A 10,872-nucleotide genomic window follows, 5' to 3' on the forward strand; every position below is an offset into this window, starting at 1 on the left:
CAGCGCACGTTTTGGTTTGAACCCTCCGGGAACGGCTGCAGGCGTCGCATGCCGTTGTTGCAACTCCTTGCCGTAGCACCGCTGCGTCGCGTCGCTACGCCTAGGCACGCAACGCCTGCCGCGCGTTCGCACTCCCAAATTAATTGTTAACAGGCCCTGCGCCTCTGCAACGGACCTGAGCCGGAGTGTGACGCAAAACAACAACGCCCGAATAGTCTAGCACTTGCGCATTAAATCCTTCTATTCCATGCAAATCCACTGCGTGTATTTAAGCTGCCGCAGACAGAAATGCGGCCCTTGCCAGACGACAAAGAGACCAATATTGCGCGTCCAATTTGCCACCACCATTTTGATGCCGTAGCGCAAAAAATTGTGAGATATAAGTTGATGTTATTCGCCCAGAGGAAAGTCGTCTTGGCGGAAATGATGGGACACGCTTAACTTAAGGTCTTTCGAAGCTCTTGGAGAGACAGTGTGAGTCCATCACGTATTGCCGCGCGGGTGCAACGCATCAAGCCATCCCCCAGTAGCGCTGCCGCCGATCGCGCAGCCGAGTTGCGCCGCCAGGGGAAAGCCATCGTCAACCTGGTGGTCGGCGAACCCGACTTCGACACGCCCGCGCACATTCGACGTGCCGCCAGCGAAGCCATCGAACGTGGCGAAACACGCTATACGCAAACCGCCGGCACCCCTGCGCTGCGCCAGGCAATCGCCGACAAGCTGCAGCGCGAGAACGACTTGTGTTATGACCCGCGCCATATCATCGTGACCTGTGGCGCCAAGCACGCGATCTTTAACGCAATGGCCATCACGGTTGAACCTGGAGATGAGGTACTGATCCCGGCGCCTTACTGGGTTTCTTATCCCGATATGGTGCTGGCCTGCGACGGTACGCCGGTGATCATCACTTGCCATGAAGATGACGGCTTCAAGGTAACGGCGGCAGCGCTGGAAGCAGCGATTACGCCCAAGACCCGCTGGTTGCTGATCAATTCGCCGACCAATCCGACCGGCGCGTCATACAGCACTGCCGAATTGCGCGCGTTAGCCGACGTCCTGTTGCGCCATCCGCAAGTGCTGCTGATGATGGACGACATCTACGAGCACATTCGTTTCGACTCTGAAGACAATCAGCATATCCTGGCGATTGCACCGGAATTGCGCAATCGCACCCTTCTGGTGAACGGCGTTTCCAAAACCTATGCAATGACCGGCTGGCGCATTGGTTACGCCGCAGGCCCGGCAGATCTGATCTCGGCCATGGATACCTTGCAATCGCAATCCACCAGCAACGCCTGCTCTATCAGCCAGGCTGCAGCGCTAGCGGCGCTGCAGGGCGACCAGAGCTTCGTGGTCGAATCCGCCCGCATTTATCGCGAACGGCGCGATCGCGGCCTGGAGCTGCTGAACGCTATTCCCGGCCTCAGTTGCCGCACCCCGGGCGGCGCGTTCTATCTGTTCGTCAATTGCAGCGGAGTGATCGGACGTAAAACGGCGGACAAAAAAATTCTTGAAACCGATACCGACGTCGTTCTTTATTTCCTGGAAACAGCCGGCGTGGCACTGGTTGCCGGCTCCGCATATGGCGTTTCACCCTATTTCCGCATGTCTATCGCTACCGGCATCGAGGTGATTGAAGAAGGGTGCTCGAAACTTGCCGCCGCCGTCGCGGCATTGTCCTGATGCATAAAGACTCAAACGGATCGGTCTCTTGCCGCGTAGCCCGGCCGATCCGGAAAAAGCAGAATGACGAATCTGTCATGTAGTGATGAAAGTTGGTATCCGGGTTAGATGTTTGGCGGCGTTGATCAATCAAAGGGGAGTGTGAAATGAGAAAGATAGTTATGTCAGCCGCAGTGTTGTGCGCGTCAAGCGGAGTGGCGCATGCGCAAAGCAATGTCACCATTTACGGCATTGTCGATGCGGCAATCCGTTATAGCACGCATGAAAATGCTGCGGGAGGAAGTAAGCTTCAGGAGGCAGGCGGACCGCTGAGCGGCAGTCGCATAGGCTTCAAGGGAACTGAAGATCTGGGTGGCGGGTTAAGCGCGTTGTTTTCCCTGGAAGCGGGATTCGGCACCAACAACGGAGCGTTGCAGCAGCAACCCGCAACGGGAACGCGCTTGTTCGGCCGCGAGTCTTTGGTCGGCTTGCAGGGTGGTTTTGGCAAAATCACTTTGGGTCGCCAATATGCGGTTATTCATGACATGGCGGTCAGTAACGATGTCTACGTCATGTCCAACAATACGCAAACAATCGGCTTTCAAGGCGGCAATTACACAATGGGCGCACGCCTGGATAACACCATCAGGTATGCGAATACCTGGAATGGCGTGACGGCGAACGTTGCCTACAGCGCAGGCGGAGTCGCAGGAAATATACACAACAGCGACTCGAAAGCCTTCAGCCTGGCATACGATAGCGGCCCCTTGCATGTCGGCGCTGCTTGGCAGACGTTAAATAATTCCACTTCCTATTTCAGTTCCGCCATCAGCGCACAAAGCAAACAAACCGCATGGACACTAGGCGGCACCTATGTGGCCGGCCCGGTCAAGTGGTATCTGGCGTACATAAACAACAAACTGGATATCGCGGACTATAAGAACAGTTCATATTCTGCCGGCTTCAAATGGAATATTTCCGGTCCGTGGAGTCTGTGGAACGAAGTGTATTTCGACAAACTGAAGCATGCCGGTAAGAACGGTACGCGCTGGACCGTCGCACCGACCCTGGATTACGCATTGAGCAAACGTACGGATGTTTATCTGACAGTGGATTACACCAAGCTCACCGATGCATGGACCACCCTTGGCGCCGCTGCGGGAACTTTGTATGGGAATCGTCTGGGAGTAACGACGGGGCTGCGTCATACGTTCTAAGCGACTCGACTGGCTCGGGCGGCGATTTCTGCATAGCCGCCCGGCACGTCATTGCTGAGGTTATACAAAGATAACGATTTACTGGAAAGCTACAGATAAATAGATTGGAGATACGGATGAAACTAGGAATCCCCGTCGAGAGTCGGGACGGGGAGACGCGCGTGGCTGCGACCCCTGAAACAGTAAAGAAATTGGTCGCCGCAAAACACGAAGTGCTGGTGGAGGCGGGCGCCGGGATCAAATCCAGCATTCCCGACGACGCCTACGAAGCGGTGGGTGCGCGCGTCAGCTTCGCGGCTGAGGTTTACGGTGTCGATGCCGTATTAAAAGTGCGCGCTCCGAGCGCGGAAGAACGTAGCCTGATGAGATCCGGTGCCGTCGTGGTCGGCATGCTCAACCCGTTCGATGCCGACAATACCGCAGCAATGGCAGCGCACGGCCTGACCGCGTTTGCGCTGGAAGCGGCGCCGCGTACTTCGCGTGCGCAATCGATGGACGTGCTGTCGTCGCAAGCCAATATCGCCGGCTATAAGGCGGTGCTGATGGCCGCTAACACGTATCAGCGCTTCATGCCGATGCTGATGACCGCCGCCGGCACCGTCAAGGCGGCGCGCATGCTGATTATGGGAGCCGGCGTTGCCGGTCTGCAGGCGATCGCCACCGCCAAGCGCCTTGGCGCGGTGATCGAGGCTTCCGATGTGCGACCGGCGGTGAAAGAGCAGATCGAATCGCTGGGTGCGAAATTCCTGGATGTGCCTTTCATCACCGATGAAGAAAAGGAAATCGCCCAAGGTATCGGCGGTTATGCGCGGCCGATGCCGGTCGACTGGATGCGGCGCCAGGCCGAACTGGTGCATGAGCGCGCCAGGCAAGCCGACATCATCATCACCACCGCCCTGATCCCCGGCCGCAAAGCGCCGATCTTGATCAGCGAAGACACGGTCAGGGCGATGAAGCCGGGTTCGGTGATTCTCGATATGGCGGTCGACCAGGGCGGCAATTGCCCCTTGTCGGAAAGCGGCAAGACCGTCATCAAGCACGGCGTGCACATCATCGGCGAAGGCAATCTGGCGGCGCTGGTGGCGGCTGATGCCTCAGCGCTGTATGCGCGCAACCTGCTCGATTTCCTCAAGCTGATCATCAATGCCGAAGGCGGCCTGGTGATCAACCGTGAAGACGATATCGTTGCCGGCACTTTGCTGTGCAGCGGCGGCGAAGTGCTGCGCAAATAGAATAGGAAAATCATGGAAGTCACGCACACCATCACCAACCTGATCATCTTCGTACTGGCGATCTACGTCGGTTACCACGTGGTCTGGACTGTCACACCGGCCTTGCATACGCCGCTGATGGCGGTGACCAACGCAATCTCTGCGATCATTATCGTCGGCGCCATGCTGGCCGCCGGTCTGACTGAAGGCCTCGTCGGCCAGGCCGCCGGCACGCTGGCGGTGGTGCTGGCCGCCGTGAACGTCTTCGGTGGCTTTCTGGTCACGCAGCGGATGCTGGAAATGTTCAAGAAGAAAGAACCGAAAGCAGTGCCGAAGGCGCTCCCTGCAACCGATACTGCGGGAGCCAAATAATGCGCATGGAATTCGTGAGCATGAACCTGGTGACGATGTTCTACCTGATCGCCTCGGTGTGTTTCATCCAGGCCTTGAAGGGTTTGTCGCATCCGTCCTCGGCCCGGCACGGGAATCTCTTCGGCATGAGCGGCATGGCGATCGCCGCCATCACCACCATCGCGCTCATCATCAAGCTCAAGACCCAGGCCGGCGGCACCGGCCTGGGTTTCGGGCTGCTGTTGATCGGCGTGGTGGCGGGCGGCAGCATCGGCGCCTTCCTGGCCAAGCGGGTCGAGATGACCAAGATGCCGGAACTGGTGGCGGCGATGCACTCGCTGATCGGTCTGGCGGCGGTGTGTATCGCGGTTGCCGCGGTATCGGAGCCTTGGGCTTTCGGTATCGCCGCCCACGGCGAAGCGCTGCCGGCCGGTAACCGTATCGAACTGTTCATCGGCACCTTCGTCGGCGCGATTACCTTCTCCGGCTCGGTGATTGCGTTCGGCAAGCTCTCGGGAAAATACAAGTTCCGCCTGTTCCAGGGCGCGCCGGTCAGCTTCAGAGGACAGCACTTCATCAACCTGTTGCTGGCCGTGGCGATGCTAGGGCTGGGGTTGATCTTTGTGCTGACCCAGTCCTGGCTGCCCTTCATCCTGATGACCCTCATCGCGTTTGCGCTAGGTGTGTTGATCATTATCCCGATCGGCGGCGCGGACATGCCGGTGGTGGTGTCGATGCTCAACAGCTATTCGGGCTGGGCTGCAGCGGGTATCGGCTTTTCGCTGAACAACGCGATGCTGATCATCGCCGGTTCGCTGGTCGGCTCCTCCGGTGCGATCCTGTCCTACATCATGTGCAAGGCGATGAACCGTTCCTTTTTCAACGTGATTCTGGGCGGATTCGGCGGCGATCCCGCTGCTGCGATCACTAACGGCGATCAGCAGCAACGCCCGGTGAAATCCGGCTCCGCCGACGATGCATCGTTCCTGCTGGGGAATGCCGAAACCGTCATCATCGTGCCCGGCTACGGCCTGGCGGTGGCGCGCGCGCAGCATGCATTGATGGAACTGGCCGAGAAACTGTCGCACAAGGGCGTCACCGTCAAGTTCGCGATCCACCCGGTGGCAGGGCGCATGCCAGGCCACATGAACGTGTTGCTGGCGGAGGCCGAAGTGCCGTACGACCAGGTGTTCGAAATGGAAGACATCAACAGCGAATTCGCCCAGGCCGATGTGGTGCTGGTATTGGGCGCCAACGACGTCGTCAACCCGGCCGCCAAGGATCCGAAGTCATCGATTGCCGGTATGCCGATTCTGGAAGCCTACAAAGCCAAGACCGTCATCGTCAACAAGCGTTCCATGGCCTCCGGCTATGCCGGTCTGGACAACGAGTTGTTCTACATGGACAAGACCATGATGGTGTTTGGCGATGCCAAGAAGGTGATTGAAGATATGGCGAAGGCGGTCGATTAAGACGCGCTGCAAGCCATCAACAAAGCGATCAACACGTTGTAACACGAGAAGGAGACGTCATGGAATTGCAAGAAGGATTGAAAAGATTTAGCCTGGCCGGCCGTATCGCCGTCATCACCGGTTCCAGCTCCGGCATCGGATTTGCGCTGGCACGCGGACTCGCTTCTGTCGGGGCCACGGTGGTGCTCAACGGACGCAATGAAGAAAAACTGGCCCGCGCTGCCGCACAACTGCGCGCCGAAGACTATCAAATTCACACTTCGGCATTTGATGCGACCTCGGGCGACTCAGTCGAAGCGGCAATTGGACAAATCGAGCAGGAAATCGGCCCGATCGATATTCTATTTAACAACGCTGGCATGCAGCGCAGAGCGCCGCTGGAAGAGTTCCCCGAGGACCAGTGGCACGAATTGATGCGTACCAACGTCGATAGCGTGTTCCTGGTCGCGAAAGCGGTCGCTCTACGCATGATCCCCAGGAGGCGCGGCAAGATCATCAATATATGTTCGGTCCAAAGCGAATTGGGTAGGCCGAATATTGCGCCCTATACTGCAAGTAAGGGCGCAGTCAAGATGTTGACAAAAGGCATGGCAATCGATTGGGGCAAGCATGGTATCCAGGTCAATGGGCTGGGGCCCGGCTATTTCAAAACCGAACTGACTGCCGCACTGGTGAACGATCAGGTATTCACCGACTGGCTGGTCGCCCGCACGCCGTCGCGCAAGTGGGGCGATGTCGAAGAGCTGACCGGCGCCGCCATATTCCTCGCCAGCGACGCATCGAATTTCGTCAACGGCCATATCCTTTATGTCGATGGCGGCGTAACCGCGATGCTGTAGCGATATCGCAAGTCTATTCGACGAATACCGCTCAAGCGCCCAGCTTAATATTATTTCTCAGGAGATATCACATCATGCAAGCCCTCATCATCCATGCACCGCATGACTTACGCGTGCAGGACACAGTCACCCCCGAACTAGGGGCCAGGCAGCTCAAAGTACGGGTCAGGACCGGCGGCATCTGCGGCTCGGACCTGCATTATTACCATCATGGCGGCTTCGGTACGGTGCGCATCAAGGAGCCGATGATCCTCGGCCACGAAGTCTCCGGCGTGGTGGAACAGGTCGGCGCTGCCGTGACCGACATCGCAGCGGGAACGCGTATTTCGATTAGCCCAAGCAATCCCTGCGGCCAGTGCCGCTATTGCCAGGAGGGTCGCCACAATCATTGCCTTGATATGCGTTTCTATGGCAGCGCCATGCGTACTCCGCACGTACAGGGTGCTTTCCGCCAGGAGATCATCATTGAGCGCGCGCAAGCGCATCCGGTGGCAGATAGCGTGAGCGACGGCGAAGCGGCCATGGCTGAGCCGCTGGCGGTTGCTTTGCATGCCGTGCGACGCGCCGGTCCGCTATTGGGCAAGCGCGCACTTGTCACCGGTTGCGGTCCGATCGGGGCACTCACCGTGCTCGCGGCACGCCGGGCCGGCGCCATGCAGATTGTTGCGACCGACGTCGCCAAGATGCCTCTGGAATGTGCATTGCTGGTTGGCGCAGATCAGGCAATCAACATCGCACAAGATCCCGAGGCGCTGGCGCCTTTCACTGCGGAGAAGGGAAGCTTCGATGTTCTGTTTGAAGTCAGCGGCAATGAAAAGGCATTGCGCGGGGCGCTCGATGCGCTGCGTCCGGGAGCCGTGATTGTCCAGGTCGGCCTGGGAGGCGAAATGACGCTGCCGATCAATCTGTTCACCAGCAAAGAACTTGAATTGAGAGGCGCGTTCCGCTTTCATGAAGAGTTTGCCATCGCCGTCGAGCTGATGAACCGAGGACTGGTTGACGTAAAACCGCTGATTTCTGCGACTTTTCCCTACGAAAAATCGATTGAAGCTTTCGAGATTGCCGGTGACCGCTCCAGCCAAATGAAAGTGCAAATCAGCTTCGCCTGATCGGATCTGCGCCGGCTCGAACAGACGGACAAGGTTCGAGCGTCGCACATTCCACTGCTGATGCTGGTAGCACGGCGAATGAAATTCGACGGCAACAAGTCGTTTGCGGTTGAAGAAGTTAATCCGGCAGGGGAGAACCAGTTGCTACGTTAAATGGCATGACAGATTCGCAGGGTCATCAAGATTGCGTAATCGCCGAGGGTGACCCTGAAGTATTGATCGACGGGATTCCGGTGGCGTTTGAGGGTCGCAAGACCAGTTGTGGCGCCACGCTGATCTCTATCATGCCGAGCAGCGGCCGCAGCTAGCCCTTCGCTGCGGCGCGGCGCCCATAGCGACAGCGCGGCGCTTGTCCGGTCTATTTTTCCGCAATTGAATCAAGGTAAGGTAATGGTCAAATTGGCCGCGCGCGGAGCTAATTTAACGATATCGCTATAACCACTGATACTCGACGCGGTGGCGCGCGACAGCATCGTGTTCAAGGTAAAGTAACCGCCCAGCCCAATCAAGGCAAAGACTGAGCACAGCGCCCACAACGGTACTTCGTTGCGCAATTTATGGCTGACCTGATCTGGTCGTTCCCAGTGTGGCGCGAAGCCGGCGCTTTTACCTTTCATTCGAGCGATTTCATCACCCAGGCGCGCGGTAAGGTAGTTGAGCTTTTCCGGGCCTTCGATGATGTATTTACCCTGGAAGCCAAGCAGTAAACACATGTGGAAAACCTCTAACGCCTGCAGGTGCAAGTCGCCTTTGGCGCGAAGATCTTCAAGGCGAGTGAAGAAGTGTTCGCCGGCGAGCTGGTCGCCGAACAGGATTAATTGCAAGGGCCGGCGAGCCCAGCTTTCGCGGATATTGAATTGCGAATGCAGGATGTTTTCGTCGACGGCGGCGCAAAATGCATATTTCGCTGCGTGAACGTCTTCGCTGGACACATTCAGTTTTTTTGCGCCGCGTTCAAAATCGTTCAGAAAGCGCTGCATTTTTGCAATAAACCCCGCTTCGTCTGCTGGCGCGCAACGGTTTTTTAACAAAAATAAAGCGTAGAAGCCGTCATACATCAGGTCAAGCAATGAATTGGCCGAGCTGCTGCTGTCTGACGCTGCGTGTTGGCCGGCGGTCATGTCGCCGAGCAGAGAGGGGGCTGAAGGTCTGATCATGGTGTAACCGCTAGAAGCTCAAGTTTAAGGTCGTTAATGCCGGACGGGACGTAAATCGAAATCGATTGCGCCTGAAGCATCCGCTCGTACAAAGGTCCTTTGTTTTCCAAGGCAAAATAATAGGTGTCCGGCCGTACCGGCAACGCCGCAGGCACCTGCGGCGAGTGCGACAGCTTGACGCCGGGCATCGCCGACAGCACGAATTTATCGACATCATCGGGCGCGCCGACCTTGAAGCGCAGCGGTACGATATCGACCAGCTCGATAGCTGGCATGCTGGCGTTGACTGCCAGATAAAACGCGGTCTTGTCGTCGATTTTTCCAGAGTCGAGCATGCCGTGATGATGCGCAGGCTTGTTCTCCGACAGTGCAATCGAAAAGTAGCGCGACGAAATCACGGTATCGAGCAACTCGCGGATGATGGTGTCCAGCTTGGCAAAACAAGGTCCTGGATCTTGGTGCTGATAGACCGGCAAATCCGATAATGCATAGCTCTTGGAAAATGTCATCAGCGCACCGGCCAGACTGAGCAGTTGCTGGTACAGCCGTTCAGGGTGAAACGCCGGATTGTGAAAAAAATGGGTCAGCGCTGCAAATGCCGAGCTGGCGGTGTGCAACAGCCAGAATGAGGAAATATCGCCCGAGCGGAATTCAATCACGTTCTTGCTCGGCTCGCGGTGATGGCCATACAAGGCATTGACCTTGGCTTGCAATGCATCCATCAGGCGCCGCAATTGGATATATAAGACCGGAGCGCTACGAATCGTCAGGCTGGGCGCCACAAAGGACGGATCCGGCTCAAAGCCGCCGGTCGAAATACGGCGCAGTTTGATCAGTGGAAAACTGATCAGGGAGTCGCGTGGCTCGACTTCCGATACCAGCCGTACGGATTTCTTCAGGTAGGTTAGCTCCGCTTCCGCTGCTTGCGTGAACAAGTCCGGCGTCGCCGAATTATTCTGGGCATAGCGGGTGGCGTTGCTGGTTTGGCCCAAAGGCGAAAAATTGCCGCCGAACCCTTTCAGGTATGGCAGCGCAGCGTAGTAAGTAATGGTTTGCTGCCCGTGCGGGATATTGCTCAGGTCCACCACTTCCGGCAGATCGTCATCCGCGGGTGCGTTATAAATCTCGCCGTCCTGGAAGATCACCGACAGCTCGGACAGGCGTAGCGTATTGTTGGCCAGCGCATCGCGATCCAGCTGGACCGTCATGACTCCCCAGGCATACGGATGCAAGGCATTGGTGGTCTCATGCAGGCGGTTTTCGTGATACCGGTCCTGTTGTTGGAAATGCTGAGGACGTAAGAACAGGCCCTCGCCCCATAAAATTTTCGATGTTCGATTCACGTAGTTTACTCACATGTCATTTTGTTCAAACCAGCACGCAACTGTTTGCGTGGCGCTAGCCGCATGGGACCGGGGTTAAGAATTTACTCGCTCCAACATCTTCTGACACAGTGACGCCGGTGCCGACTGTCAGCGCACAGGCATTCGCACCAATGGTGATGCCAGACTTTTCAGCTTGCTCTGCCGGGAAAGTCATTTTCCAGCGTTGCGCCGCCGGCTTGCGGAACAGCGCTACAACGCCGACAAAACCTGCTTCTCTGCTTACCTTTTCGCTGACTTCATAGCGCTGTCCGGGCACTAGTGTAATTTCTTTCACTTCGACAAGATCGGCGCCCAATACGTCTTTTTCTTTCTGCGGATTGGTAAATGTATCGTAAGTTGCCTGTTGGAAAGCACCATTTTGTCGTAACTTATATACTCGGGCGACCAGCGCGAGTGGCGTGCCGGAGCTGTCCGCATTCAAATTACTGCCGGCATGCAGCTTGATCGCTATAGTTCGCGGCGGTTTTTG

10 protein-coding genes and 1 pseudogene are annotated in these 10,872 nt (G+C 57.0%); 8 read left to right on the forward strand and 3 right to left on the reverse strand.

Annotated features, from left to right (window positions below; all coding sequences use genetic code 11):
• Nucleotides 1-474 precede the first annotated feature (474 nt).
• The 8 genes and pseudogenes from KHU33_RS24190 to KHU33_RS24225 all read left to right on the forward strand — a co-directional run.
• Nucleotides 475-1,683: an aspartate transaminase gene (locus KHU33_RS24190; RefSeq protein ID WP_211467756.1), complete on the forward strand. Its 1,209-nt coding sequence runs from the start codon at nucleotides 475-477 to the stop codon at nucleotides 1,681-1,683.
• Nucleotides 1,684-1,829: 146 nt separating this feature from the next.
• A complete protein-coding gene (locus tag KHU33_RS24195; protein WP_211467758.1) occupies nucleotides 1,830-2,879 on the forward strand; it encodes a porin in 1,050 nt (349 codons plus the stop codon).
• 116 nt (nucleotides 2,880-2,995) lie between these two features.
• Nucleotides 2,996-4,111 carry a Re/Si-specific NAD(P)(+) transhydrogenase subunit alpha gene (locus KHU33_RS24200; protein ID WP_211467760.1) on the forward strand — a complete coding sequence of 372 codons (1,116 nt, stop codon included), beginning with the start codon at nucleotides 2,996-2,998 and terminating at the stop codon, nucleotides 4,109-4,111.
• Nucleotides 4,112-4,123: 12 nt separating this feature from the next.
• Nucleotides 4,124-4,462 carry an NAD(P) transhydrogenase subunit alpha gene (locus KHU33_RS24205; protein ID WP_211467762.1) on the forward strand — a complete coding sequence of 113 codons (339 nt, stop codon included), beginning with the start codon at nucleotides 4,124-4,126 and terminating at the stop codon, nucleotides 4,460-4,462.
• Nucleotides 4,463-4,467: 5 nt separating this feature from the next.
• The gene (locus tag KHU33_RS24210; RefSeq protein ID WP_211467777.1) at nucleotides 4,468-5,913 is read left to right on the forward strand and encodes an NAD(P)(+) transhydrogenase (Re/Si-specific) subunit beta; all 1,446 of its coding nucleotides are present in this window, start codon (nucleotides 4,468-4,470) and stop codon (nucleotides 5,911-5,913) included.
• Nucleotides 5,914-5,972: 59 nt separating this feature from the next.
• A complete protein-coding gene (locus KHU33_RS24215) occupies nucleotides 5,973-6,752 on the forward strand; it encodes an SDR family NAD(P)-dependent oxidoreductase (RefSeq protein WP_211467764.1) in 780 nt (259 codons plus the stop codon).
• 74 nt (nucleotides 6,753-6,826) lie between these two features.
• Nucleotides 6,827-7,861 (forward strand): L-idonate 5-dehydrogenase, encoded by a 1,035-nt coding sequence (locus KHU33_RS24220; protein ID WP_211467766.1) that lies wholly within the window; start codon nucleotides 6,827-6,829, stop codon nucleotides 7,859-7,861.
• A 131-nt stretch (nucleotides 7,862-7,992) separates the two neighbouring features.
• Nucleotides 7,993-8,169 (forward strand): annotated as a pseudogene (locus KHU33_RS24225) (PAAR domain-containing protein); the annotation flags it as partial.
• 69 nt (nucleotides 8,170-8,238) lie between these two features.
• On the opposite strand, the gene icmH reads toward KHU33_RS24225, so the two are convergent.
• The 3 genes from icmH to tssJ all read right to left on the reverse strand — a co-directional run.
• Nucleotides 8,239-9,018 (reverse strand): type IVB secretion system protein IcmH/DotU, encoded by a 780-nt coding sequence (gene icmH / locus KHU33_RS24230; protein ID WP_211467770.1) that lies wholly within the window; start codon nucleotides 9,016-9,018, stop codon nucleotides 8,239-8,241.
• Complete coding sequence (gene tssK / locus KHU33_RS24235; RefSeq protein WP_211467773.1) at nucleotides 9,015-10,361, reverse strand: type VI secretion system baseplate subunit TssK; 1,347 nt, start codon at nucleotides 10,359-10,361, stop codon at nucleotides 9,015-9,017. The genes icmH and tssK overlap by 4 nt, the downstream gene beginning before the upstream one ends.
• 55 nt (nucleotides 10,362-10,416) lie before the next feature.
• A partial coding sequence (gene tssJ, locus KHU33_RS24240) for a type VI secretion system lipoprotein TssJ (protein ID WP_211467775.1) occupies nucleotides 10,417-10,872 on the reverse strand: 456 nt, incomplete at its 5' end.

Source organism: Collimonas silvisoli (assembly GCF_018305005.1).
Classification (GTDB): domain Bacteria; phylum Pseudomonadota; class Gammaproteobacteria; order Burkholderiales; family Burkholderiaceae_D; genus Collimonas; species Collimonas silvisoli.

Coding starts and splice junctions, on each gene's coding strand:
- icmH (WP_211467770.1), bottom strand. CDS start 9,018: ATGATCAGACCTTCAGCCCCCTCTCTGCTCGGCGACATGACCGCCGGC.
- KHU33_RS24200 (WP_211467760.1), top strand. CDS start 2,996: ATGAAACTAGGAATCCCCGTCGAGAGTCGGGACGGGGAGACGCGCGTG.
- KHU33_RS24210 (WP_211467777.1), top strand. CDS start 4,468: ATGGAATTCGTGAGCATGAACCTGGTGACGATGTTCTACCTGATCGCC.
- KHU33_RS24195 (WP_211467758.1), top strand. CDS start 1,830: ATGAGAAAGATAGTTATGTCAGCCGCAGTGTTGTGCGCGTCAAGCGGA.
- KHU33_RS24220 (WP_211467766.1), top strand. CDS start 6,827: ATGCAAGCCCTCATCATCCATGCACCGCATGACTTACGCGTGCAGGAC.
- KHU33_RS24205 (WP_211467762.1), top strand. CDS start 4,124: ATGGAAGTCACGCACACCATCACCAACCTGATCATCTTCGTACTGGCG.
- KHU33_RS24215 (WP_211467764.1), top strand. CDS start 5,973: ATGGAATTGCAAGAAGGATTGAAAAGATTTAGCCTGGCCGGCCGTATC.